Raw genomic sequence first — 24,843 nt, forward strand, 5'->3', positions numbered from 1 at the left:
CACACCCGTTCCCATACCGAACACGGAAGTTAAGCTCTCTAGCGCCGATGGTAGTTGGGACCTTGTCCCTGTGAGAGTAGGACGTCGCCAAGCAAGCTAAAAACACGAGTCATTTGACTCGTGTTTTTTCGTGTTTTCTTTTATAATTCATAGTAATTTAAAAAATCTTTATTTAAAGAATCGTCCTTTTGATTAAAGATTGTGAAATGTGGCTAGGATAGTGAATAAGCAAAAGAGTTGCAAATTTTTTTAATACGTATATAATTATAGTCAAAGATAGTCAAAGTCAATAAAGGTGGCGGATAAATGAGAAATATATCTGATATCATTGAGAAATATCTAAAGCAAGTTATTGACTTAAGCAATAATAATGCGATTGAAATCAAGAGGAATGAGGTCGCTGATCGATTCGATTGTGTGCCATCTCAAATCAACTATGTAATCAATACCCGTTTTACGTTAGAAAGAGGATTTGTAGTAGAAAGTAAACGAGGTGGAGGAGGTTACATTCGCATTATAAAAGTCAAACTGCATGATGATATAGACATTATTGATCAAATGCTTCATATGATTGATCATAGCGTTGCACAAGGAAATGCTGAAAGTATGATTATACGTTTAATAGAAGAGGGGATTATAACAAATCGTGAAGCTAAACTTATGTTAAGCGTACTAGATCGTTCTGTATTATTAATGGATGTTCCTTTTCGAGATGAACTTAGGGCTCGAATATTATGCGCAATGTTAAGAACACTGAAATATAAATAAATATAACTTTTGTTAAGAATGATAACTAAGATAATGCAGTTTAATATTGTAGGAATTTTGAAAGATGACATGTGCTTTTACTAAATGGATTAAGGAAAGAGAACAATCTAGTAATGTATGAAAAGTATCATGAGATAGATCGTTCCTGTTGTAAAGGTGGGGGATAGCGATGACTTGTCAAAACTGTAATATAAGACCAGCAACTTTACATTATACAAAAGTAATCAACGGAAAAAAGGCGGAAGTTCATCTTTGCGAGCAATGTGCAGAACAAAGTGGCTATACGTCTTTCTTTCAATCACCGCAGTCTAATTTTTCATTCCATGACCTATTAGCCGGATTATTGCATAGTGAACCAGCAATGTTTGAAGAAGGGCAAGATGCATTTTCAAATACAAATATATCAAGATGTCCGAATTGTAAGATGACATATGAACAATTTACAAAAGTGGGACGCTTTGGATGTGCTTCTTGTTACGATACATTTAAGGAGCATTTAAAACCATTGTTAAAACGTCTTCACGGTGGGCATACGGATCATTGTGGAAAAATTCCTGAGCGTATAGAAGGAAATATCTACTTAAAGAAAGAATTAGATGAACTAAAACTCAATCTGAAACAATATGTACAGAAAGAGGAATTTGAGAAAGCGGCTGAAGTACGAGATAAAATTCGAGGTCTTGTAAATCAGCTTAGTGAGCATAGAGAGGGGGAATAGTTCTATGTCACTGGACAGAATCATGAATGAAGCGATTAGTCCATGGATGAAGGGAGATGGCCCTGATTCTGATATTGTTTTAAGTAGTCGAATTCGTTTGGCTCGTAATTTTAAAAAATATCAATTCTCTACTATGCAAAACGAGGAAGAAGCTAAACAGATTCACGAGTTATTTAAGAAGAAGTTTATAAATAAACCTGTAGAACCTTTTGGGGAGTTTGAACTATTAAAAATGAATGAATTAAATCCTCTTCAAAGGAGAGTTTTAGTTGAGAAGCATTTAATTAGTCCAAATCTTGCAGGAACAGAATACGGAGCATGCCTACTATCAGAAAGTGAACATATAAGTATCATGCTTAATGAAGAGGATCATGTTAGGATTCAGTGCCTATTTTCAGGTTTACAGTTATCAGAGGCGCTTCAAAGTGCCAATCAAATAGATAATTGGATCGAGGAACAGGTTGAATATGCTTTTGATGAATCGCTTGGATATATTACGAGTTGCCCCACTAACGTCGGTACAGGATTAAGGGCTTCGGTAATGATTCATTTGCCGGGACTGGTTTTAACGAAAAGAATTAACCGTATTATACAAGTAATTCAAAAATTAGGGTTAGTAGTAAGAGGAATATACGGTGAAGGTAGCGAAGCGTTAGGTAATATATTTCAAGTGTCAAATCAAATGACACTAGGGAAATCAGAAGAAGATATTATTGCAGATTTAAAGAGTGTCATTCAACAAATCATCCATCAAGAAAAAATGGCTAGAGAATTAATTGTACAAAATTCAAGTATCGAGCTTGAAGATAAAGTATATCGTTCTTACGGAATACTAGCTAACAGTCGTTTAATTCAATCTGCAGAAGCAGCCACTTGTTTATCAGATGTACGGCTTGGTATTGACTTAGGATATATACAAGGTATATCGAGAAATATTTTAACTGAGTTAATGGTTCTTACTCAGCCAGGCATTTTGCAACAATATGCAGGAGGACCTTTAGGACCAGAAGAAAGAGATTATCGAAGAGCAACCTTAATCCGTGAGCGATTACGAATTAAACAAAATTAAGCGCAAGTAGGAGGCGATTTCTATGATGTTTGGAAGATTTACAGAACGAGCACAGAAAGTATTAGCTTTATCTCAAGAGGAAGCAATTCGCATTGGGCATAATAATATTGGAACAGAACATATTTTACTTGGGCTTGTACGCGAAGGTGAAGGAATTGCAGCAAAAGCGTTAATTGCTCTTGGATTAAGTCCAGAGAAAGTTCAAAAAGAGGTAGAAGCATTAATTGGACGTGGAACGGAAGCTTCTCAAACAGTACATTACACACCTCGTGCTAAAAAAGTTATTGAGTTGTCTATGGATGAAGCTCGTAAGCTAGGCCATTCCTACGTTGGAACAGAACATATTTTACTTGGTTTAATCCGTGAAGGTGAAGGTGTAGCAGCACGCGTTTTAAATAATTTAGGTGTAAGCCTAAATAAAGCAAGACAACAAGTGTTACAACTTCTTGGAAGTAATGAAGCTAGTTCAGGTCACCAGGGTGGTTCATCAACAAATGCGAATACACCTACACTTGACAGTCTAGCACGTGATTTAACAGTTGTTGCACGTGAAAATCGTTTAGATCCTGTTATTGGACGTAGTAAAGAAATTCAACGTGTAATTGAAGTGTTAAGCCGTAGAACAAAAAACAATCCAGTATTAATTGGAGAACCTGGTGTAGGTAAGACAGCAATTGCGGAAGGATTAGCACAGCAAATTGTAAATAATGAAGTTCCTGAAACTTTAAGAGATAAGCGTGTTATGACATTAGATATGGGTACAGTTGTTGCTGGAACAAAATATCGTGGTGAGTTTGAGGATCGTTTAAAGAAAGTGATGGATGAGATTCGCCAAGCTGGTAACATCATCCTATTTATTGATGAGCTTCATACGTTAATTGGTGCAGGAGGGGCGGAAGGTGCAATTGATGCATCGAATATTTTAAAACCATCTTTAGCACGTGGTGAATTACAATGTATTGGTGCAACAACTTTAGACGAATATCGTAAATATATTGAAAAGGATGCGGCATTAGAAAGACGTTTCCAACCAATTCATGTTGATGAACCAAACTTAGAAGAATCAGTTCAAATTTTAAAAGGTTTACGTGACCGTTATGAGGCGCATCACCGCGTATCTATTACAGATGATGCAATCGATGCGGCTGTAAAACTTTCAGATCGTTACATTACAGACCGTTTTTTACCTGATAAAGCAATCGATTTAATTGACGAGGCTGCATCAAAAGTGCGCTTACGTTCGTATACAACACCGCCAAACTTAAAAGAGCTTGAAGTGAAGCTTGAGGAAATTAGAAAAGAAAAAGATGCAGCTGTACAAAGCCAAGAATTTGAAAAGGCTGCTTCCTTACGTGATATGGAACAACGTTTACGTGAAAAGTTAGAAGATACAAAGCGTCAGTGGAAAGAGAAACAAGGACAAGAAAACTCAGAAGTAACAGTAGAAGATATTGCAAATGTCGTTTCCACATGGACACGTATTCCAGTTTCTAAACTTGCACAAACAGAGACAGATAAATTATTAAACTTGGAATCAATTTTACATGATCGTTTAATTGGGCAGGATGAAGCAGTTGTAGCTGTGGCAAAAGCTGTTCGTCGTGCGAGAGCGGGATTAAAAGATCCGAAACGTCCAATTGGCTCATTTATTTTCCTAGGACCTACTGGTGTAGGTAAAACAGAACTAGCAAGGGCATTAGCGGAATCTATGTTCGGTGATGAGGATGCAATGATCCGCATCGATATGTCTGAGTACATGGAAAAGCATTCTACTTCTCGTTTAGTTGGATCTCCTCCAGGATATGTTGGATATGAAGAAGGTGGACAATTAACAGAGAAAGTTCGTCGTAAGCCATATTCAGTTGTCTTATTAGATGAAGTAGAGAAAGCTCATCCTGATGTGTTTAATATTTTACTACAAGTATTAGAAGATGGCCGTTTAACAGATTCTAAAGGACGTACAGTTGATTTCCGTAATACAATTGTTATTATGACATCTAATGTTGGTGCAGACGCATTAAAACGTAATAAACATCTTGGATTTAACGTACAAGATGAGAGCCGCGATTATTCAGATATGAAAGGTAAAGTAATGGATGAATTGAAAAAAGCATTTCGTCCAGAATTCTTAAACCGTATTGATGAAATTATCGTGTTCCATATGCTTGAGAAAAAACATATTCAAGAAATTGTAACTCTTATGGTGAATCAGTTAGTGAATCGCTTAAAAGAACAAGAGATTGAATTGCATTTAACAGAAGGAGCAATTTCAGCAATTGCTGATAAAGGATTTGATCGAGAGTACGGTGCTCGTCCGCTTCGTAGAGCAATTCAAAAACATGTAGAAGATAGACTATCAGAAGAACTGTTAAAAGGTGCTATTGAGAAAGGACAAAAAGTTATCTTTGATATAGAAGGAGAATCATTTGTCATTCATAGTGCGGAAAAGGTAAAATAAGTATAGACAAACAAAGAGGGCTACGCGATAGCCCTCTTTCTTGTACGAGAAGGATAAACGTTTGTAGATGAAAGTGAAGTGAACTATAAAAGATATGGCTAAAAAGAAAACAAAATTTACATGTCAAGAATGTGGTTATCAGTCGCCAAAATATATGGGGAAATGTCCTGGATGTGGTCAATGGAATACGCTTGTTGAAGAGATGGAACCAGTTGTATCATCAAGACGCCTTAATTATGCCAATGCAATTCAATCAGAAGTAACAAAACCAAGACGCTTAACAGAGGTAGAAACAAAGTCTGAGGCGCGTATTGAAACAAAATTTCAAGAGTTTAACCGTGTACTTGGTGGCGGGATTGTAGATGGATCTTTAGTACTTATTGGTGGAGACCCTGGGATTGGGAAATCAACATTGTTATTACAAATTTCATCGCAATTAGCAGATTCTTCATATGATGTACTATACATATCAGGTGAGGAGTCAGCAAAGCAGATCAAACTTCGTGCAGATCGTTTGCATGTAAAGGGTAGTAATCTATTTGTTGTAGCAGAGACTGATTTACAGAGAATTGCAGCGCACATTGAAGAGATGAATCCAGCTTTTGTTGTTATTGACTCCATTCAGACGATACATTTACCTGAAGTGACGTCAGCCCCAGGGAGTGTAACGCAAGTACGTGAATGTACAGCGGAATTAATGAAACTTGCAAAGACGAAAGGGATTCCTATTTTTATCGTCGGACATGTGACAAAAGAAGGGGCAATTGCAGGACCACGTATGCTAGAACATATGGTTGATGCAGTTCTTTACTTTGAAGGAGATCGTCACCATACATATCGTATTTTGCGAGCTGTGAAGAACCGTTTTGGTTCCACAAATGAAATGGGTATCTTTGAAATGAAGGAACTAGGTCTTGCAGAAGTACTAAATCCTTCTGAAATTTTCCTTGAGGAACGTCCAGTTGGAGTTGCAGGATCCACAGTGGTTGCTTCAATGGAAGGAACAAGACCGGTTTTAGTAGAAATACAAGCATTAATCTCCCCTACTAGTTTTGGAAATCCTCGAAGAATGGCGACGGGAATTGATCATAACCGCGTTTCACTTATTATGGCAGTGCTAGAAAAAAGAACAGGTTTATTGTTGCAAAATCAAGACGCATATTTAAAAGTTGCGGGTGGCTTGAAATTAGATGAACCAGCAATCGATTTAGCTGTCGCCTTAAGTATTGCTTCAAGTTTCAGAGATAAAGCTACTGCACCAGCCGATGCGGTAATAGGAGAAGTAGGCCTAACTGGAGAAATAAGAAGAGTATCAAGAATTGAACAACGTGTACAAGAAGCAGCGAAATTAGGATTTCAACGTGCTATTATTCCTAGAAAAAATTTGGGAGGATGGACAATTCCAGATGGGATTGAGGTAGTAGGTGTTTCTAATTTAGGAGAAGCGCTTCGTTTGACATTAGGAGGCTAGGCTATGGAGGAAAACAAGCAACGTGTCAAAAGTATGATTAATATTCTACAGCTTGTTGCCCCAGGAACACCACTACGCGAGGGGATAGATAACGTACTTCGTGCGCAAACTGGAGGGCTAATTGTTCTTGGGTATAATGAGCAGATTAAAAGTATTGTTGATGGAGGATTTCACATTAATTGTGCATTCTCACCGGCTAGTTTATATGAATTAGCAAAAATGGATGGGGCACTTATTTTAAATGAAACTGGGAGCAAAATTTTAATTGCAAATGCACAATTAGTTCCAGATCCATCCATTGATTCTATTGAAACAGGTATGCGTCACCGAACGGCAGAGCGTGTAGCAAAGCAGACGGCTAGCCTTGTTGTGGCTATTTCACAAAGACGTAACGTAATTACACTATATCAAGGGAACTTACGTTATACACTAAAAGATATAGGTGTAATTTTAACAAAGGCAAACCAAGCTATTCAAACGTTAGAAAAATATAAAGCTGTATGGAATGATGGGATTACGAATTTGGGCATTCTAGAATTTGAAGAGGTCGTTACAATGTCCGAGGTAGTTCACGTTTTACATAGTGTTGAAATGGTACTGCGTATTAAAAATGAAATAGTGAGCTACATTCATGAGTTAGGAACGGAAGGAAGGTTAATTCGTTTACAACTTACAGAATTACTAGCCGACTTAGAAGCAGAGGCAGCGTTATTAATTAAGGATTATTATCAAGAAAAAACGCAGGATCACCATCAAATTTTGAAAAAGTTACAAGATCTTGCAAATACACAGCTTTTAGAGGATAGCGATTTAGTTAAATTGCTCGGCTATCCAGGGCAAATGAGCTTAGAAGAAAGCGTGACACCGAGGGGATACCGAATCGCAAGCAAAATTTCTCGTGTTCCACCACTTATCATTGAAAATTTAATTAATCGATTTAAAACATTGCAAGGTGTTTGTCGTGCAACTATTAATGAATTGGATGATGTGGAAGGAATTGGGGAAGTTAGGGCGAAGAAAATACGAGAGGGCCTAAAAAGAATTCAAGAGCATCTCTATATGAGTAGACACAATTAAGAATATTACATTGATTCCATAATATAACGACACTAGAACATTTTTGTTATATGATATGGTATATTGGTAAATAAAACTATTTACAAAAAAACACGTCCGCTTTTGCATTCGGCGTTTTGATTAGCAAAACAATGGTTAATAATGAGTAGGAGGTGGTTGGATGTTAAAAAGAATCGTACAGCTCTTCTTTTTAGTAATCGGGGGAGCGTTAGGGATTTTTCTAATCCCAAAAGTTATTAATGTATTGGACGTCGGTGCTGTTCCTTTGCTTGAGGGATCGTACGTTCGTGCAATTATTGGTGCAATTATTTTATTTTTAACAACATTTTGGCTTGTGGATTATATTGTTCAACTTATTAAACATATCGAAGAAGCCCTTGTAAAGGCACCGGTAGCGGATGTTTTATTTGGTACATTAGGGTTGATCTCTGGTCTTATTGTTGCATATTTAATTTTGATACCAATTCGTGAATTCACGATTCCAGTCATTAGTACAGTATTACAAGTGTTCTTTACTCTTTTACTTGGTTATTTAGGATTCCAAGTAGGATTTAAAAAGAGAAATGAATTGCTAGGATTATTTACATTACCCCAGCGTGGAGGTAAGAAGAAAAACAATAGCGAGAACGAAGAGGTAGAGGTAGAAAAATCTACAACTCATTGGAAAATTCTCGATACAAGTGTAATTATTGATGGACGTATTGCGGATATTTGCCAAACGAAGTTTTTAGAAGGAACAATTGTGATTCCACAATTCGTATTAGAAGAGCTTCAGCATATTGCCGATTCTTCTGATGCTTTAAAGCGTAATCGTGGTCGCAGAGGATTAGACATTTTAAATCGTATTCAAAAAGAGCTACCAATTCCGGTGGAAATTTATGAAGGCGATTTTGAGGATATCCAAGAGGTGGATAGCAAGCTTGTAAAGTTAGCTAAAATCACTGGTGGAACTGTTGTAACAAATGATTTCAACTTAAACAAAGTTTCTGAACTACAAGGAGTAACAGTGTTAAACATTAACGATTTAGCAAATGCAATTAAACCAGTCGTACTCCCTGGTGAAGAATTAAGTGTTTATGTTGTGAAAGATGGTAAAGAACAAAATCAAGGTGTTGCATACTTAGATGATGGCACGATGATTGTAGTAGAAGATGGTAGAGAATATGTCGGTTCGCAACTTAATGTACTAGTTACAAGTGTGTTGCAAACATCGGCTGGTCGTATGATTTTCGCAAAACGTAAATTATTAGAAAAAGCATTATAAGTAGAGGATTATTAATATGTATACGTTAATTATTCCGGCAGCTGGTCAAGGGAAACGGATGGGTGCTGGCAAAAATAAGTTGTTCTTACTTATAAATGGAGTACCTATCATTGTGCATACATTACGTGCTTTTGAAAAAGATAAAGCATGTAAACGTATTATCATGGCGATTAACGAAGAGGAACGCCCTTATTTTGAGGAGTTAATGCAGAAGTACCCGGTTGAAAAGCAGGTGCAATTTATTCAAGGCGGGGCCGAAAGACAAGATAGTGTGTATAATGCGCTTCAGTATGTGAGTGGTGTTGAATATGTTCTCGTACACGATGGTGCGCGCCCGTTCGTAACGAATAAGATGATGCAAGATGTATTAACTGCAGCAGAGAAATATGGTGCTTCCATTTGTGCGGTGCCAGTGAAGGATACCATTAAGAAAGTAGAACAGGGTGTTGTTGTTGAAACGGTAGAACGTTCTCAGCTTAAAGCGGTTCAAACACCACAAGGATTTTCTGTTCCTCTTTTATTAGAAGCTCATAGAAGTGCAAAGCAAAATTGTTTTCTTGGTACAGATGATGCAAGTCTCGTAGAACGTGTAGGGAAGAAAGTAGGCGTAGTAGAGGGGAGTTACTATAATATTAAAGTGACGACTCCAGAGGATTTACTAATTGCTGAAAGTTTCCTTCATGTTCAGAAGAAATAGAAGTGATGGTATTATAGTAAAGAAAAGCTCGGCAGTTGCCGGGCTTTTCTTTATAGAGATAGCAATATAATATAGAATTCATAAAGTAGTTTAGATTGAGGAGGATGTAAAGAATGTTTCGAATTGGACAAGGTTTTGATGTACATGAATTTGCGGAAGGTAGACCGTTAATTATCGGTGGAATTACAATTCCTCATGAAAAAGGATTAATCGGTCACTCGGATGCGGATGTATTGTTACATACGATTGCTGACGCATGTCTAGGAGCAATTGCAGCAGGAGATATTGGAAAACATTTTCCTGATACAGATCCTGCCTTTAAAGATGCGGATTCAGCCGTATTGTTACAAAAGGTTTGGAAATTTGTGCGTGAACAAGGTTATGAGCTAGGGAACCTAGATTGTACAATTATTGCCCAAAAGCCAAAAATGGCACCGCATATTGAAAGTATGCGTAAACGCATTAGTGAACTATTAGAAACGTCTATTGATAATATTAATGTAAAGGCAACAACAACAGAAAAATTAGGATTTACAGGTAGAGAAGAAGGGATTGCTTCTCAAGCGGTTGTTTTATTACAGAAAAAATAGTGGTTTTTAATTCGTAAGATGGATAATCACGTTTTTTTGGTGTACAATTATAGAATGTGTTGACATTAAGATTGGAAGGTGTACCAACTATGGAAAAGCAAGTGAGAGTGCGCTATGCGCCAAGTCCAACAGGACACTTACATATCGGAAATGCGCGTACGGCATTATTTAATTATTTATTTGCTCGTCATCAAGATGGTAAGTTTATTATTCGTATTGAAGATACTGATGTGAAACGTAATGTTGCTGGTGGAGAAGAAAGCCAATTAAAATACTTGAAATGGCTCGGTATGGACTGGGATGAAGGTGTTGATGTTGGTGGTGAATTTGGACCATATCGTCAAACAGAGCGTTTAGATATTTATAAAAAATTATATAAAGATTTATTAGAGCGTGATTTAGCTTACAAATGTTATATGACAGAGGAAGAGCTAGAAGCAGAGCGTGAAGGTCAAATCGCTCGTGGTGAAACACCGCGTTATGCAGGAAACCACCGTGACTTAACTGAGGAGCAAATTAAAGGATTTGAGGCTGAAGGCCGTATTCCAAGTATTCGCTTCCGTGTGCCGGCTGATAGCGACTACACGTTTAAAGATCTCGTAAAAGATGAAGTTGCATTCCATTCAAATGATTTTGGTGATTTCGTTATCGTGAAAAAAGATGGAATTCCAACTTATAACTTTGCGGTAGCGGTAGATGATCACTTAATGGAGATTACACACGTACTTCGTGGTGATGATCATATTTCAAACACGCCAAAACAAATGATGATTTATGAAGCTTTCGGTTGGGATATCCCGAAGTTCGGTCATATGACTTTAATTGTAAACGAAAGCCGTAAAAAGCTAAGTAAGCGTGACGAATCTATTATTCAATTTATTGAGCAATATAAAGAGCTTGGATATCTTCCAGAAGCAATCTTTAACTTTATTGCATTACTAGGTTGGTCACCAGTAGGTGAAGAAGAAGTCTTCTCTCAAGATGAGTTTATCAAAATGTTTGATGCAGCTCGTTTATCAAAATCACCTGCATTATTTGATTCCCAAAAACTAAAATGGATGAACAACCAATATATGAAAAAACAAGATTTAGATACGGTTGTTGAACTAAGCTTACCGCATTTAGTGAAAGCGGGTCGCGTAGGTGAAAACTTAAGCGAACAAGAACAAGCGTGGGTTCGTGATGTAATTGCTTTATATCATGACCAAATGAGCTTTGGAGCTGAAATTGTAGAGCTTTCTGAAATGTTCTTTAAAGATCATGTTGATCATGAAGAAGAGGGACAAGAAGTATTGAAAGGTGAACAAGTACCTGAAGTACTTCGTGCATTTGCCGATCAATTAGAAGCTTTAGAAGCAATGGAGCCAGCGGCAGTTAAGGCGGCTATTAAAGCAGTTCAAAAAGAAACAGGACATAAAGGTAAAAACCTATTTATGCCAATCCGTGTTGCTACTACTGGACAAACACATGGTCCAGAGCTTCCTAACGCTATTGCTCTTCTTGGAAAAGAAAAAGTTTTAAATCGTATTCAAAAAGTAATTGGTTAACATTTTCTAGGTTTAGCAATATAATAAGTATATCTAAAATCTAATAAGGAAAAGCGACGAGAAGGAGAAGTAGAAAATCAGGCTTTTTACAGAGAGAACCACCCTTAGGCTGGAAGTGGTTTATAAGCGGATTTTTGAAATGCCCCTTCGAGTCTTCTGTTGAACAGCGAAGTATTTCGCGGAACGTCTTAGGGCGCAAAGTAAACAGAAGCGGTGTAAACCGTTATCATGGATGAGTTTGAGGCTTCTTTAGCCTAAACAGAGTGGAACCGCGCTTAAAAGGCGTCTCTGTCTATATGACAGAGGCGTCTTTTTTTTATACCATGTAAATGGTGTGAGTATAAGTTTTATCCCCTTGTATAAAGATTTAGGGGGAAGTGGGGAGTTAGTTCACTCGAAAAAAGCAGCCCATAAAGGGGAGGGAACATCGATGTTTAAGAGGCTTCGGGAAGATATTGAAGTCGTTTTTGAACAGGATCCAGCGGCAAGAAGTTATTTCGAAGTCATTTTAACTTACTCTGGATTACATGCAGTTTGGGCCCATCGAATTGCACATGCTTTTTATAAAAGGAATTTTTTCTTTATGGCACGTTGGATTTCGCAAGTTAGTCGTTTTTTTACTGGCATTGAGATTCATCCAGGAGCAACTATTGGTCGTCGTTTTTTCATTGATCATGGAATGGGGGTTGTAATTGGAGAAACGTGTGAAATTGGCGAAAACGTAACAATTTATCAAGGTGTCACATTAGGTGGTACAGGTAAAGAAAAAGGAAAGAGGCACCCTACAATTCAGGATAATGTATTAATTGCAACAGGTGCTAAAGTACTAGGTTCTATTACTATTGGAGAGAATTCTAAAATTGGAGCAGGATCTGTCGTGTTAAAGGAAGTTCCTGCGCATTCTACAGTTGTAGGTATACCTGGCCGAGTCGTTATTCAAAATGGAGTAAAGATTGGTCAAGAATTAAATCATTCTGATCTTCCGGATCCGATTTTTGATAAATTAAAGGTTATGGAAGTAGAACTTGATAAATTGAGAAAGCAACTCGAAGTAAAGGTAGGAAGGAAGGATAAAAATGACTATTCACATTTATAATACGTTAACGCGTCAAAAAGAAGAGTTTATGCCATTAGAAGAAAATAAGGTAAAGATGTATGTGTGCGGACCTACAGTGTATAACTACATTCACATTGGGAATGCAAGACCACCTATGGTGTTTGATACAGTACGCCGTTACTTAGAATATAAAGGATATGATGTGCAGTATGTATCTAACTTTACTGACGTGGATGATAAATTAATTAAGGCGGCAAATGAATTAGGTGAAGATGTGCCAACAATTGCAGATCGTTTTGTTGAAGCTTACTTTGAAGATGTAACGGCACTAGGTTGCAAACATGCAACGGTTCATCCACGTGTAACGGAAAATATGGATATCATTATTGAATTTATTCAAGAACTTGTGAATAAAGGGTATGCATATGAATCAGAAGGTGATGTGTACTTTAAAACGAAAGAATTCGAAGGTTACGGTAAATTATCACATCAACCGATTGCAGACTTACGTCACGGTGCACGTATTGAAGTAGGAGAAAAGAAACAAGACCCTCTTGACTTTGCTTTATGGAAAGCTGCGAAAGAAGGAGAAATCTTCTGGGAAAGCCCTTGGGGGAAAGGACGCCCAGGGTGGCATATTGAATGCTCAGCAATGGCGCGTAAATATTTAGGGGATACAATTGATATTCATGCTGGTGGTCAAGATTTGGCATTTCCTCATCATGAAAATGAAATTGCGCAGTCTGAGGCGTTGACAGGAAAAACATTTGCACGTTATTGGATGCATAACGGATATATTAATATTAATAACGAGAAGATGTCTAAGTCGCTTGGAAACTTCATTTTAGTTCACGATATCATTAAACAATATGATCCACAGTTAATCAGGTTCTTTATGCTATCGGTACATTACCGTCACCCAATTAACTTTAGCGAGGATTTATTGCAAAGTACTAATAATGGACTAGAAAGAATTAAAACAGCTTACGGTAACTTAAAGCATCGTATGGAAAGTAGTACGGATTTAACGGACCATAATGAAAAATGGTTAGCTGAAATGGAAAAGTTCCAGGTTGCATTCGAAGAAGCGATGGATGATGATTTCAATACGGCTAATGCGATTACTGAATTATATAACGTAGCAAATTACGCAAATCAATATTTGTTAGAAGAACATACTTCTAAAGTTGTAATTGAAGCGTATGTAAAACAACTTGAAACATTATTTAGTATTTTAGGATTAGAATTAGCGCAAGAAGAGTTGCTTGATGAAGAAATTGAAGCACTAATCCAAAAGCGTATTGAAGCTCGTCAAAATCGTGACTTCGCACTATCTGATCAAATTCGCGATGATTTAAAGGGACGTAATATTATTTTAGAAGATACCGCTCAAGGTACAAGATGGAAAAGAGGATAAGAATGATTGATGCAAAGCAATTGAACAGCTTAGCTTTAGCATATATGGGTGATGCGGTATATGAGCAATATATCCGCTATCACCTCCTTCAAAAGGGGAAAGTTCGCCCTAATCAATTACATCGCTTAGGGACGGGCTTTGTTTCGGCAAAAGCACAGGCGAAAGTTGTTTATCATTTATTAGAAACGGCATTTTTGACAGAAGAGGAAGAGGCGGTATTAAGAAGAGGGCGTAATGCGAATTCGGGTACTGTTCCAAAAAATACAGATGTACAAACATATCGACACAGTACAGCCTTTGAAGCGCTAATCGGTTATCATCACTTGTTGAATAATCGTGAAAGATTGGACGAGATTGTATATAAGGCGATTGACGTTTTGGAAGAAAAGGAAGGGAGCACATCATCATGAGTAGTGAATATATTATCGGACGTAACCCTGTAATTGAAGCTTTAAGAGCGGGGCGAGATATTAATAAAATTTTGGTAGCGGAAGGTGCTGCCAAAGGACAAGTGCAAATTGTACTAGCATTAGCAAAAGAGAATAAGGTTATTTTGCAACACGCACCAAAGAAGAAATTAGATCAATTGGTTGAGGGTAATCATCAAGGTGTAATTGCTCAAGTAGCTGCATATCAATATGCTGAGTTAGAGGATTTGTTTAAATTAGCAGAAAAACGCAATGAAGATCCGTTCTTCTTAATTTTAGATGAAATTGAAGACCCGCATAACTTAGGCTCTATTATGCGTACTGCGGATGCAACAGGGGCTCATGGGGTTATTATTCCAAAAAGAAGAGCGGTGGGGCTTACAGCGTCAGTTGCGAAAGCGTCGACTGGGGCAATTGAATATATTCCTGTTGCACGTGTAACAAATTTATCGCGTACAATTGATGAATTAAAAGAACGTGGACTTTGGATTGCTGGTACAGATGCCAAAGGGAAAACAGATTACCGTAATTTAGATGGTAATATGCCAATCGGACTAGTAATTGGTAGTGAAGGAAAAGGTATGAGTCGTATTATCGGTGAAAAGTGTGATTTCCTAATTACTTTACCGATGGTCGGTAAAGTTACATCCTTAAATGCTTCAGTAGCCGCAAGTTTGTTAATGTATGAGGTATATCGTAAACGTCACGAAATTGGTAAATAAAAAATGAACGATATTTTAATCGTTGACGGTTACAACATTATCGGGGCTTGGGGAGACTTGAAGAAACTGCGGGATGTAGATTTACAGTCATCAAGAGACGCACTTATTGATAAGATGGCGGATTATCAAGGCTATACAGGCACAAAGGTAATGATTGTCTTTGATGCCTATACAGTCTATGGTATTGAAAAAAAGATGAAACAATCACGGGTGGAAGTAATATTCACGAGAAAAAATCAAACTGCAGATGAAAAGATAGAACAACTTGCAATTGAGCTTAGAAATATAAATACACAAATATACGTTGCAACTTCGGATTATACGGAGCAATGGATTATATTTGCGCAAGGTGCACTTCGAAAATCTGCGCGTGAATTAGAGTTAGAAGTGCAAGCGATGGAACAACAAGTAAGAAGGTGTACAAAAGACACGAAAGAAAAGCAACCCGCCATGCGAAAGATATTTAGTGAGGATATTACAGAAAAATTAGAAAAATTAAGAAGAGGAGAGCGTTGAAGCATTGACGCTCTTTATCTTTTTACTGTATAATATTGCTAAATATATAGCGGTCGGAGGGATCAAGGTGGAAGCAGGCTTCGTAAGTGTAGGCGACGTTACATTTCGTGATTTAGAGGATGAGGCAATCGTTGAGTTAGTTCGAAAAGGTAATACTGACGCTCTAGAATATTTAATTCACAAATATAAGAACTTTGTTCGCGCGAAATCAAGATCTTATTTCTTGGTGGGTGCCGATCGAGAAGATATTGTTCAAGAAGGCATGATTGGATTGTTTAAAGCCATTCGTGATTATAAAGGGGACAAGCTGTCTTCGTTCAAAGCATTTGCTGAACTGTGTATCACTCGACAAATTATTACCGCTATTAAAACAGCAACAAGGCAAAAACATATTCCGTTAAATTCGTATGTGTCTTTAGACAAGCCAATTTACGATGAGGAATCTGATCGAACATTATTAGATGTTATTTCGGAATCGAAAGTAACTGATCCAGAAGAGATGATTATAAGTCAGGAAGAATATACAGACATAGAATCAAAAATATCTGAATTATTAAGCGATTTAGAAAGAAAAGTGCTCTCTTTATACTTAGATGGTCGTTCCTATCAAGAAATTTCAGAACAGTTAAACAGGCACGTGAAATCTATTGATAACGCATTGCAGCGTGTAAAAAGGAAATTAGAAAGATATATGGAGATGAGAGAGAGTACAACTTTAAATTCATAGCAAGTGCCGCAGGTGTAAAATAATTCACCTGTTTTCTTTTTGTTAAGAGAGTGAAAGTCATGACATTGACATTATCTTTTGTTGTATGATACATTTTTAGGGACAATGTTACAAGGTTGGTGTAACTAATGAGGAAAAAAGTTGTACTCTCATGTGAAGAGTGTAAAAATCGAAACTACTCTACGATGAAAGATACGAGCTCAGTAGAGCGACTTGAGATAAAGAAGTTTTGTAAAACATGCAATAAGCATACAGTTCACAAAGAAACAAAATAAATAATTGAAATAATACACTGGAGGTCCCGTAGATGCGTTTAACGAACTTTTTCGGCGATGTAGGTCGCGAAATGAAAAAAGTAAGTTGGCCTAAAAAAGATGAATTACTCCGCTCAACAACGACTGTTATTGCGACAGTTGTGTTCTTTGCGATTTTCTTCGCAGTGGTTGATATGGGCATTTCTTCTTTAATTCGGTTAATTCTTGGTTAATTCTTGAATAAGAAGCACTTATCCATGATATAATGTTATTTATAAGAACTGTGTAAAAGCCCGGTGAACGGGTTTTTTCATTTGCGCAAAAAAATGTACGTCAGGGAGGGAAGGACGCTCGTCCTAAATGAATGGAAAAAAGTTGGTATGTTGTCCATACTTATTCTGGATATGAAAATAAAGTAAAAGCAAACCTAGAGAAACGTGTAGAATCAATGGGTATGCAAGATAAAATTTTCCGTGTTGTTGTCCCGGAAGAAGTAGAAGTAGAAATGAAAAATGGTAAAGAAAAAATAACGAAAAGAAAAGTGTTCCCAGGTTACGTATTAGTAGAACTAATCATGACTGACGATTCTTGGTATGTTGTTCGTAACACGCCAGGTGTAACAGGTTTTGTCGGTTCTTCTGGTTCAGGATCTAAACCATCGCCTCTATTAGAAGAGGAAGTTGTTACCATCATGAAGCATATGGGAATGGACAATGAAGTGGTTGATTTCGAATTTGAACTTCATGAAACAGTGCGTGTAAATGAGGGACCATTCGCGGATTATACAGGTGCGATTGAAGAAATTGATGTGGAAAAGAAAAAAGTTAGCGTGCTTGTAGACATGTTCGGTCGCGAGACTCCGGTTGAACTTGATTTCCATCAAATCGAAAAATTATAAAATGAAACTTGAAATGAATTGTAAAAAGTGATAATATCTTTTAAGTCAGTACGTCTTCGGTAACGGAGACGTTTTTTGAAAAAGATTTTATCATTATGATAAAATATGAAGTGGGAGGGCAAATCACTGCCCAATTGACCACATCACGGACTTAAGGAGGTGTGTCTCGTGGCTAAAAAGGTAATTAAAATGGTAAAACTTCAGATTCCTGCAGGTAAAGCTAATCCAGCTCCGCCGGTTGGTCCAGCATTAGGACAAGCAGGTGTTAACATCATGGGCTTCTGTAAAGAGTTTAACGCTCGTACAGCTGATCAAGCTGGTCTTATCATCCCTGTTGAAATTACGGTATTTGAGGACCGTTCATTCACTTTCATTACTAAAACTCCTCCTGCTGCTGTTCTTCTTAAGAAAGTAGCTGGTATTGAGTCTGGTTCTGGTGAACCAAACCGTAATAAAGTGGCAACTGTTAAGCGTGATAAAGTACGCGAAATCGCTGAAACTAAAATGCCTGACCTAAACGCTGCTAGCGTAGAAGCTGCAATGCGTATGGTTGAAGGTACTGCGCGCAGTATGGGCATCGTTATCGAAGACTAATTCGATTTGTTTTTTGTAAAAAAGGTTGCGGGTCTGGAATTCCAATTCGCAACCTTTATTATCGTAAATGATCATCATTTTTAAATAAATGGATGGGCGCACATCCTCGGGGGTTCCCGGAATGAAGGCGTAAACGTGGGAGGTTATTCCGCTAAAACCACATTCAAGGAGGAAACAAACATGGCTAAAAGAGGTAAAAAGTACGTTGAAGCTGCGAAGCTTGTTGATCGTGCATCTGCTTACTCTGCAACAGAAGCAGTAGAATTAGTAAAGAAAACAAACACAGCTAAATTTGATGCAACTGTAGAAGCTGCATTCCGTTTAGGTGTTGACCCTAAGAAAGCTGACCAACAAATTCGTGGTGCAGTTGTTCTTCCACACGGTACTGGTAAAGTACAACGTGTATTAGTATTCGCTAAAGGCGAAAAAGCAAAAGAAGCTGAAGCTGCTGGCGCTGAATTCGTAGGCGATGCTGATTACATCGGTAAAATCCAAAAAGGTTGGTTCGATTTCGATGTAGTAGTAGCAACTCCTGACATGATGGGTGAAGTTGGTAAACTTGGTCGCGTATTAGGACCTAAAGGTTTAATGCCAAACCCTAAAACTGGAACAGTTACTTTCGATGTAACTAAAGCTGTTAACGAAATCAAAGCTGGTAAAGTTGAATACCGCGTTGATAAAGCTGGTAACATCCACGTTCCAATCGGTAAAGTATCTTTCGAAGATGCTAAATTAGTAGAAAACTTCAAAACAATTGCTGACACGCTACAAAAAGCTAAGCCAGCTGCTGCAAAAGGTACTTACATGAAGAACGCAACTGTTGCTTCTACAATGGGACCTGGCGTACGCGTAGATGTTTCTACACTTGCGTAAAAATTGGAAGTTGACTTCATAAAGAAGTTTTAATATAATCATTTATGTTGTGAATTTTAATAGTGTACCGTAGACAGTAGGAGTCGATTCGACTTAATTTCCTACCTAGGTGTTAATATACGAAGCGGAATCTTTTTTCTGTGACTATATGCCTCCATGTCTACAAGTTGGGCATGGAGGTTTTTAGTGCACTTTCGGTACATCTTCTATATAATCTACAGGAGGTGTAATAACATGAGCAAAGTAATCGAAACTAAACAACAAGTTGTAACTGAAATCGCTGAAAAACTTCGCGCGAGTAAATCTACAATTGTTGTTGACTACCGTGGTTTAACAGTTTCTGAAGCAACAGAATTACGTAAAAACTTACGTGAAGCTGGCGTTGAGTTCAAAGTTTACAAAAACTCTTTAACTCGTCGTGCTGCAGAGTCTGCTGAAATGGCTGAGTTAAACGAATTCTTAACAGGACCAAACGCAATCGCGTTCAGTAACGAGGATGTAGTTGCTCCTGCGAAAGTATTAAACGACTTCGCTAAAAATCATGAAGCTTTAGAAATTAAAGCGGGCGTAATCGAAGGTAAACTTGTAACACTTGATGAGGTTAAAGCTATCGCTACTCTTCCATCACGTGAAGGCTTACTTTCTATGCTTCTTAGCGTTCTTCAAGCTCCAATCCGTAACCTTGCACTTGCTACTAAAGCAGTTGCAGATCAAAAGGAAGAGCAAGGCGCTTAATTTTTTAAAAGATAATTACTTGTTATCTATAAAACAATACAAACCTATTTAAGGGAGGATATTTACAATGACTAAAGAACAAATCATTGAAGCAGTTAAATCTATGACTGTATTAGAACTTAACGACTTAGTAAAAGCTATCGAGGAAGAATTCGGCGTAACTGCTGCTGCTCCTGTAGCTGTAGCTGGTGGCGCTGGTGAAGCTGCTGCTGAGCAAACTGAATTTGACGTAGTACTTGCAAGTGCTGGCGCTCAAAAAATCAAAGTTATCAAAGCTGTACGTGAAATCACTGGTCTTGGCTTAAAAGAAGCTAAAGAATTAGTTGACAACACTCCAAAAGCAATCAAAGAAGGCGTTACTAAAGAGGAAGCTGAAGAAATGAAAGCTAAACTTGAAGAAGTTGGCGCTGCTGTAGAAGTTAAGTAATTAACTTTTGGTGCTTTAAAAAAAGCTCGCTCTTATGCGAGCTTTTTTTTTAACTGTAAAGAAAAGAGGTGGCCATATGGCAGACCATTATTTTTCTAACGACCCTTCTAGTAAAAGTGATCGTAAACGATGGGAAGTTACACTTCGTGAATCTCGATTTACTTTTTTATCTGACCATGGGGTGTTCTCGAAAAACGAAGTGGACTTTGGTTCTCGTCTTTTAATTGAAGCGTTTCAAATGCCAGATGTTAAAGGTAATGTGTTAGACGTAGGATGTGGGTACGGTCCAATCGGTTTGTCGTTAGCGAAAGAGTTTCAAAATCGTGAAATTCACATGGTGGATGTGAATGAAAGGGCCTTGGGACTTGCAAAAGAAAATGCCGCTAATAACAGAATTGAAAATATACGTATTTTGCAAAGTAGTGTCTATGAAAATGTAGATGGCAAGTATGCTGTTATTCTATCTAATCCTCCAATTCGTGCTGGTAAAGATATCGTGCATGAGATTTTAGAAAAGGCTGTGGAGTATTTAGTTTCAGGTGGAGAATTGTGGATTGTTATTCAAAAGAAACAAGGTGCGCCATCTGCGATGAAAAAACTAGAAGAAGTATTTTCTGAAGTTGAAGTTGTAGAAAAGAAAAAAGGATATTATATCATAAAATCAAAAAAGCGTTGACGGTTATTTTTGGCTATGTTAACATTATACAATGCCAATATATGATTTTCTGCGTTGAGAAAGATGTATATTTTTGCTTCTCTTGGAAAAGATAGTAAAATCAGCAGATTATGAAACAGAATGATGGTTTTCTTATAGAAGCCATTTTTCTTTTTTGAGCAGGTAGAAAGACTCAACGTATCTATCTTTAAGAGAAAAAAACTACGCTAATAGCAGTAGTTGTATTTATTTGTGATTTTGCACAAATTTTTTTGTGCATTTATAATACTCATGATTTGAGGGGTGAAGCAGTTGACAGGTCAACTAGTTCAATACGGACGCCACCGCCAACGAAGAAGTTATGCCCGTATTAGTGAAGTATTAGAGTTACCAAATCTTATCGAAATTCAAACCTCTTCTTATCAGTGGTTTCTTGATGAGGGTTTGCGAGAAATGTTCCAAGACATTTCTCCGATCGAAGACTTTACGGGAAATCTATCGCTTGAATTTATCGACTACAGCTTGGGTGAACCTAAATACTCTGTAGAAGAATGCAAAGAGCGTGATGTGACGTATGCAGCACCACTTCGTGTAAAAGTGCGTCTAATCAACAAGGAAACTGGTGAAGTAAAAGAACAAGATGTGTTCATGGGAGATTTCCCACTCATGACAGAGACTGGAACATTCGTAATTAACGGTGCAGAACGTGTTATCGTTTCCCAGTTAGTTCGCTCTCCAAGCGTATACTATAGTGGCAAAGTGGATAAAAACGGAAAACGTGGTTTTACTGCTACTGTAATTCCAAACCGCGGAGCTTGGTTAGAGTATGAAACAGATGCTAAGGATGTTGTATATGTGCGTATTGACCGTACGCGTAAACTTCCTGTAACTGTTTTGTTACGCGCATTAGGGTTTGGCTCTGATCAAGAAATCACCGAGCTTTTAGGTGATAACGAATACTTAAGCAATACGTTAGAAAAAGACAACACAGATAGCACAGAGAAAGCATTGCTTGAAATTTATGAGCGTCTACGCCCTGGTGAACCACCAACAGTAGAAAATGCAAAGAGCTTACTTGTGTCTCGTTTCTTTGATCCGAAGCGCTACGATTTAGCAAATGTAGGTCGCTATAAGATCAACAAAAAGCTACACATTAAAAACAGATTGTTTAACCAACGTTTAGCTGAAACACTGGTGGATCCAGAAACTGGTGAAATTTTAGCGGCAGAAGGAACAGTCTTAGATCGTCGTACACTGGATCGCATTCTACCTTACTTAGAGAAAAACATTGGATTCAAAACAGCGAAACCAATGGGTGGAGTGGTAGCAGGCGATGTTGAGCTGCAATCTATTAAGATTTATGCTCCAGAATCAGAAGGCGAACGATCTATAAACGTAATTGGGAATGCAAATATTACTCGTGATATAAAACACATCACACCAGGTGATATTCTTGCTTCTATTAGCTACTTCTTTAACTTGCTATATAAAGTAGGGGATACAGATGATATTGACCACTTAGGAAATCGTCGTCTGCGTTCTGTAGGAGAGTTACTACAAAACCAATTCCGTATCGGTCTTTCTCGTATGGAACGTGTTGTTCGTGAGAGAATGTCGATTCAAGATACAAATGCAATTACACCACAAGCGTTAATTAACATTCGCCCGGTTATTGCATCTATTAAAGAGTTCTTCGGAAGTTCTCAGTTATCTCAGTTCATGGATCAAACAAACCCATTAGCAGAGTTAACTCACAAACGAAGACTATCTGCATTAGGACCCGGTGGTTTAACGCGTGAGCGCGCAGGCTTTGAAGTACGTGACGTTCACTACTCTCACTATGGTCGTATGTGTCCAATTGAAACGCCAGAGGGACCAAACATCGGTTTGATTAACTCATTATCTTCGTTTGCGAAAGTAAATGAGTTTGGTTTCATTGAAACGCCATACCGTCGTGTTGACCCAGAAACTGGTCTTGTAACAGGGCAGGTTGATTATTTAACGGCAGATGAAGAAGATAACTATGTTGTAGCCCAAGCGAATATGAAATTATCTGAAGTAGGGGAATTCCTTGATGAAGATATCGTAGCTCGTTTCCGTGGTGAAAACATTGTCACAAATAAAGAACGCATCGACTACATGGATGTATCTCCAAAACAAGTAGTGTCGGCAGCGACAGCTTGTATTCCGTTCTTAGAAAACGATGACTCTAACCGCGCACTTATGGGAGCGAACATGCAACGTCAGGCGGTTCCGTTAATAAATCCGGAATCTCCGATTGTAGGTACAGGTATGGAGTACGTATCAGCAAAAGACTCAGGTGCTGCAGTAATCTGTAAACAGCCTGGTGTTGTTGAGCGCGTAGAAGCACGTGAAGTTTGGGTACGTCGCTATGTAGACGTTGACGGTCAAACAGTAAAAGGCGACTTAGATCGCTACAAAATGCAAAAATTCATTCGTTCTAACCAAGGAACTTGCTACAACCAACGTCCAATCGTAAGTGTTGGAGACCAAGTTGTAAAAGGTGAAATCCTTGCGGATGGTCCTTCTATGGAACTAGGTGAACTGGCGCTTGGACGTAACGTGCTTGTTGGCTTTATGACATGGGACGGTTATAACTATGAGGATGCGATCATCATGAGTGAGCGCCTTGTAAAAGATGATGTGTACACTTCTATCCATATTGAAGAATATGAATCAGAAGCTCGTGATACGAAGCTTGGACCAGAAGAAATTACACGTGATATCCCGAATGTTGGAGAAGATGCACTTCGTAATCTTGACGAGCGCGGTATTATTCGCGTCGGTGCTGAAGTAAAAGATGGAGATCTACTTGTTGGTAAAGTAACGCCAAAAGGTGTAACAGAATTAACGGCAGAAGAACGTCTATTACATGCAATCTTCGGTGAAAAAGCACGTGAAGTACGTGATACATCACTACGTGTACCACACGGTGGTGGCGGTATTATATTAGACGTAAAAGTGTTTAACCGTGAAGATGGCGATGAATTGCCACCAGGCGTGAATCAACTTGTACGTGCATATATCGTTCAAAAGCGTAAAATTTCTGAAGGTGACAAAATGGCCGGTCGTCATGGTAACAAAGGTGTTATTTCCCGTATTTTACCGGAAGAAGATATGCCTTACTTACCAGATGGTACGCCAATCGATATCATGTTAAACCCATTAGGGGTACCATCTCGTATGAATATCGGTCAGGTATTAGAGCTTCATCTTGGTATGGCAGCAAGATACCTTGGCATTCACATTGCAACACCAGTATTCGATGGTGCTCGTGAGGAAGATGTATGGGGCACAATTGAAGAAGCTGGTATGGCAAATGACGCGAAAACAATCCTGTATGACGGACGTACTGGTGAGCCATTCGATAACCGTGTATCTGTTGGTGTCATGTATATGATCAAACTTGCGCACATGGTTGACGATAAACTTCATGCTCGTTCTACTGGACCATACTCACTTGTAACGCAGCAACCTCTTGGAGGTAAAGCTCAGTTCGGTGGACAGCGTTTCGGTGAGATGGAGGTTTGGGCACTTGAAGCTTATGGTGCTGCTTATACTCTTCAAGAAATCTTAACAGTGAAGTCTGATGATGTTATTGGACGTGTTAAGACGTATGAAGCAATTGTTAAAGGTGAAAATGTTCCAGAACCAGGTGTTCCTGAATCATTCAAAGTATTGATTAAAGAACTGCAAAGTTTAGGTATGGACGTTAAAATGATGTCTATCAACGATACAGAAATTGAAATGCGTGATACGGAAGATGACGATGATCATCAATCAGCAGATAAATTGAATGTTGAAGTTGAGACAACTAAGGAATAATTGGGATAACCTGTAGACTAAAAGGGAGGTAGGCC

25 protein-coding genes, 1 rRNA gene and 2 other annotated features are annotated in these 24,843 nt (G+C 38.1%); all 26 genes read left to right on the top strand.

Features of this window, described 5'->3' with window-relative positions; translation table 11 throughout:
* Positions 1-93 (top strand): 5S ribosomal RNA (gene rrf / locus ABH959_RS27405); the annotation flags it as partial.
* A gap of 213 nt (positions 94-306) precedes the next feature.
* Positions 307-768, top strand: a complete 462-nt coding sequence (gene ctsR / locus ABH959_RS27410) for a transcriptional regulator CtsR (RefSeq protein WP_113938454.1) — start codon at positions 307-309, stop codon at positions 766-768.
* A gap of 169 nt (positions 769-937) precedes the next feature.
* Positions 938-1,486, top strand: coding sequence for a protein-arginine kinase activator protein McsA (mcsA, locus tag ABH959_RS27415; protein ID WP_113938453.1), 549 nt, complete (start codon positions 938-940; stop codon positions 1,484-1,486).
* A 4-nt stretch (positions 1,487-1,490) separates the two neighbouring features.
* Positions 1,491-2,555, top strand: coding sequence for a protein-arginine kinase McsB (gene mcsB, locus ABH959_RS27420; protein WP_113938452.1), 1,065 nt, complete (start codon positions 1,491-1,493; stop codon positions 2,553-2,555).
* Positions 2,556-2,577: 22 nt separating this feature from the next.
* Positions 2,578-5,013: an ATP-dependent protease ATP-binding subunit ClpC gene (gene clpC, locus ABH959_RS27425; RefSeq protein WP_002063405.1), complete on the top strand. Its 2,436-nt coding sequence runs from the start codon at positions 2,578-2,580 to the stop codon at positions 5,011-5,013.
* Between the two features lie 94 nt (positions 5,014-5,107).
* The gene (gene radA, locus ABH959_RS27430; RefSeq protein WP_002009817.1) at positions 5,108-6,484 is read left to right on the top strand and encodes a DNA repair protein RadA; all 1,377 of its coding nucleotides are present in this window, start codon (positions 5,108-5,110) and stop codon (positions 6,482-6,484) included.
* 3 nt (positions 6,485-6,487) lie between these two features.
* Positions 6,488-7,561, top strand: coding sequence for a DNA integrity scanning diadenylate cyclase DisA (gene disA / locus ABH959_RS27435; protein ID WP_000392162.1), 1,074 nt, complete (start codon positions 6,488-6,490; stop codon positions 7,559-7,561).
* A 160-nt stretch (positions 7,562-7,721) separates the two neighbouring features.
* The gene (locus ABH959_RS27440) at positions 7,722-8,825 is read left to right on the top strand and encodes a PIN/TRAM domain-containing protein (RefSeq protein ID WP_002063406.1); all 1,104 of its coding nucleotides are present in this window, start codon (positions 7,722-7,724) and stop codon (positions 8,823-8,825) included.
* Between the two features lie 16 nt (positions 8,826-8,841).
* Entirely contained in the window at positions 8,842-9,522 is a 681-nt protein-coding gene (gene ispD / locus ABH959_RS27445) for a 2-C-methyl-D-erythritol 4-phosphate cytidylyltransferase (protein ID WP_113938451.1), read from the top strand.
* A gap of 113 nt (positions 9,523-9,635) precedes the next feature.
* Positions 9,636-10,112, top strand: coding sequence for a 2-C-methyl-D-erythritol 2,4-cyclodiphosphate synthase (ispF, locus tag ABH959_RS27450; RefSeq protein ID WP_113938450.1), 477 nt, complete (start codon positions 9,636-9,638; stop codon positions 10,110-10,112).
* 89 nt (positions 10,113-10,201) lie between these two features.
* Positions 10,202-11,659: a glutamate--tRNA ligase gene (gene gltX / locus ABH959_RS27455; protein ID WP_002091496.1), complete on the top strand. Its 1,458-nt coding sequence runs from the start codon at positions 10,202-10,204 to the stop codon at positions 11,657-11,659.
* Positions 11,660-11,706: 47 nt separating this feature from the next.
* Positions 11,707-11,952: a binding site (T-box leader), on the top strand.
* A gap of 137 nt (positions 11,953-12,089) precedes the next feature.
* Entirely contained in the window at positions 12,090-12,755 is a 666-nt protein-coding gene (gene cysE, locus ABH959_RS27460; protein ID WP_002091498.1) for a serine O-acetyltransferase, read from the top strand.
* Positions 12,736-14,133, top strand: a complete 1,398-nt coding sequence (gene cysS, locus ABH959_RS27465; protein WP_002191705.1) for a cysteine--tRNA ligase — start codon at positions 12,736-12,738, stop codon at positions 14,131-14,133. Before cysE ends, cysS begins: the two co-directional genes overlap by 20 nt.
* A 2-nt stretch (positions 14,134-14,135) precedes the next feature.
* A complete protein-coding gene (locus ABH959_RS27470) occupies positions 14,136-14,543 on the top strand; it encodes a Mini-ribonuclease 3 (RefSeq protein WP_002204579.1) in 408 nt (135 codons plus the stop codon).
* The gene (rlmB, locus tag ABH959_RS27475; protein WP_002091503.1) at positions 14,540-15,283 is read left to right on the top strand and encodes a 23S rRNA (guanosine(2251)-2'-O)-methyltransferase RlmB; all 744 of its coding nucleotides are present in this window, start codon (positions 14,540-14,542) and stop codon (positions 15,281-15,283) included. Before ABH959_RS27470 ends, rlmB begins: the two co-directional genes overlap by 4 nt.
* Positions 15,284-15,286: 3 nt before the next feature.
* Positions 15,287-15,799: an NYN domain-containing protein gene (locus ABH959_RS27480; RefSeq protein ID WP_002009801.1), complete on the top strand. Its 513-nt coding sequence runs from the start codon at positions 15,287-15,289 to the stop codon at positions 15,797-15,799.
* 67 nt (positions 15,800-15,866) lie between these two features.
* Complete coding sequence (locus ABH959_RS27485) at positions 15,867-16,526, top strand: RNA polymerase factor sigma-70 (protein WP_002009799.1); 660 nt, start codon at positions 15,867-15,869, stop codon at positions 16,524-16,526.
* Positions 16,527-16,654: 128 nt separating this feature from the next.
* On the top strand, positions 16,655-16,801 hold the full coding sequence (gene rpmG, locus ABH959_RS27490; RefSeq protein WP_012260172.1) for a 50S ribosomal protein L33: 147 nt from the start codon (positions 16,655-16,657) through the stop codon (positions 16,799-16,801).
* 32 nt (positions 16,802-16,833) lie between these two features.
* The gene (gene secE / locus ABH959_RS27495) at positions 16,834-17,013 is read left to right on the top strand and encodes a preprotein translocase subunit SecE (protein WP_002009797.1); all 180 of its coding nucleotides are present in this window, start codon (positions 16,834-16,836) and stop codon (positions 17,011-17,013) included.
* A gap of 131 nt (positions 17,014-17,144) precedes the next feature.
* Positions 17,145-17,678, top strand: coding sequence for a transcription termination/antitermination protein NusG (gene nusG, locus ABH959_RS27500; protein WP_002009795.1), 534 nt, complete (start codon positions 17,145-17,147; stop codon positions 17,676-17,678).
* A 168-nt stretch (positions 17,679-17,846) separates the two neighbouring features.
* Positions 17,847-18,272, top strand: coding sequence for a 50S ribosomal protein L11 (rplK, locus tag ABH959_RS27505; RefSeq protein ID WP_001085872.1), 426 nt, complete (start codon positions 17,847-17,849; stop codon positions 18,270-18,272).
* 180 nt (positions 18,273-18,452) lie between these two features.
* Positions 18,453-19,145: a 50S ribosomal protein L1 gene (rplA, locus tag ABH959_RS27510; protein ID WP_002009792.1), complete on the top strand. Its 693-nt coding sequence runs from the start codon at positions 18,453-18,455 to the stop codon at positions 19,143-19,145.
* A 49-nt stretch (positions 19,146-19,194) separates the two neighbouring features.
* Positions 19,195-19,340 (top strand) — a sequence feature (ribosomal protein L10 leader region).
* A 39-nt stretch (positions 19,341-19,379) separates the two neighbouring features.
* Positions 19,380-19,880 (top strand): 50S ribosomal protein L10, encoded by a 501-nt coding sequence (gene rplJ / locus ABH959_RS27515; protein ID WP_002009790.1) that lies wholly within the window; start codon positions 19,380-19,382, stop codon positions 19,878-19,880.
* A 67-nt stretch (positions 19,881-19,947) separates the two neighbouring features.
* On the top strand, positions 19,948-20,307 hold the full coding sequence (gene rplL, locus ABH959_RS27520; RefSeq protein ID WP_002009788.1) for a 50S ribosomal protein L7/L12: 360 nt from the start codon (positions 19,948-19,950) through the stop codon (positions 20,305-20,307).
* A gap of 76 nt (positions 20,308-20,383) precedes the next feature.
* Positions 20,384-20,983 carry a class I SAM-dependent methyltransferase gene (locus ABH959_RS27525; RefSeq protein WP_002124684.1) on the top strand — a complete coding sequence of 200 codons (600 nt, stop codon included), beginning with the start codon at positions 20,384-20,386 and terminating at the stop codon, positions 20,981-20,983.
* A gap of 291 nt (positions 20,984-21,274) precedes the next feature.
* Complete coding sequence (rpoB, locus tag ABH959_RS27530) at positions 21,275-24,808, top strand: DNA-directed RNA polymerase subunit beta (protein ID WP_002113316.1); 3,534 nt, start codon at positions 21,275-21,277, stop codon at positions 24,806-24,808.
* Positions 24,809-24,843: the final 35 nt, after the last annotated feature.

Source organism: Bacillus sp. RC51 (assembly GCF_044908115.1).
Lineage (GTDB): Bacteria > Bacillota > Bacilli > Bacillales > Bacillaceae_G > Bacillus_A > Bacillus_A mycoides.

Coding starts and splice junctions, on each gene's coding strand:
- ctsR (WP_113938454.1), top strand. CDS start 307: ATGAGAAATATATCTGATATCATTGAGAAATATCTAAAGCAAGTTATT.
- mcsA (WP_113938453.1), top strand. CDS start 938: ATGACTTGTCAAAACTGTAATATAAGACCAGCAACTTTACATTATACA.
- mcsB (WP_113938452.1), top strand. CDS start 1,491: ATGTCACTGGACAGAATCATGAATGAAGCGATTAGTCCATGGATGAAG.
- clpC (WP_002063405.1), top strand. CDS start 2,578: ATGATGTTTGGAAGATTTACAGAACGAGCACAGAAAGTATTAGCTTTA.
- radA (WP_002009817.1), top strand. CDS start 5,108: ATGGCTAAAAAGAAAACAAAATTTACATGTCAAGAATGTGGTTATCAG.
- disA (WP_000392162.1), top strand. CDS start 6,488: ATGGAGGAAAACAAGCAACGTGTCAAAAGTATGATTAATATTCTACAG.
- ABH959_RS27440 (WP_002063406.1), top strand. CDS start 7,722: ATGTTAAAAAGAATCGTACAGCTCTTCTTTTTAGTAATCGGGGGAGCG.
- ispD (WP_113938451.1), top strand. CDS start 8,842: ATGTATACGTTAATTATTCCGGCAGCTGGTCAAGGGAAACGGATGGGT.
- ispF (WP_113938450.1), top strand. CDS start 9,636: ATGTTTCGAATTGGACAAGGTTTTGATGTACATGAATTTGCGGAAGGT.
- gltX (WP_002091496.1), top strand. CDS start 10,202: ATGGAAAAGCAAGTGAGAGTGCGCTATGCGCCAAGTCCAACAGGACAC.
- cysE (WP_002091498.1), top strand. CDS start 12,090: ATGTTTAAGAGGCTTCGGGAAGATATTGAAGTCGTTTTTGAACAGGAT.
- cysS (WP_002191705.1), top strand. CDS start 12,736: ATGACTATTCACATTTATAATACGTTAACGCGTCAAAAAGAAGAGTTT.
- ABH959_RS27470 (WP_002204579.1), top strand. CDS start 14,136: ATGATTGATGCAAAGCAATTGAACAGCTTAGCTTTAGCATATATGGGT.
- rlmB (WP_002091503.1), top strand. CDS start 14,540: ATGAGTAGTGAATATATTATCGGACGTAACCCTGTAATTGAAGCTTTA.
- ABH959_RS27480 (WP_002009801.1), top strand. CDS start 15,287: ATGAACGATATTTTAATCGTTGACGGTTACAACATTATCGGGGCTTGG.
- rpmG (WP_012260172.1), top strand. CDS start 16,655: ATGAGGAAAAAAGTTGTACTCTCATGTGAAGAGTGTAAAAATCGAAAC.
- secE (WP_002009797.1), top strand. CDS start 16,834: ATGCGTTTAACGAACTTTTTCGGCGATGTAGGTCGCGAAATGAAAAAA.
- nusG (WP_002009795.1), top strand. CDS start 17,145: ATGGAAAAAAGTTGGTATGTTGTCCATACTTATTCTGGATATGAAAAT.
- rplA (WP_002009792.1), top strand. CDS start 18,453: ATGGCTAAAAGAGGTAAAAAGTACGTTGAAGCTGCGAAGCTTGTTGAT.
- rplJ (WP_002009790.1), top strand. CDS start 19,380: ATGAGCAAAGTAATCGAAACTAAACAACAAGTTGTAACTGAAATCGCT.
- rplL (WP_002009788.1), top strand. CDS start 19,948: ATGACTAAAGAACAAATCATTGAAGCAGTTAAATCTATGACTGTATTA.
- ABH959_RS27525 (WP_002124684.1), top strand. CDS start 20,384: ATGGCAGACCATTATTTTTCTAACGACCCTTCTAGTAAAAGTGATCGT.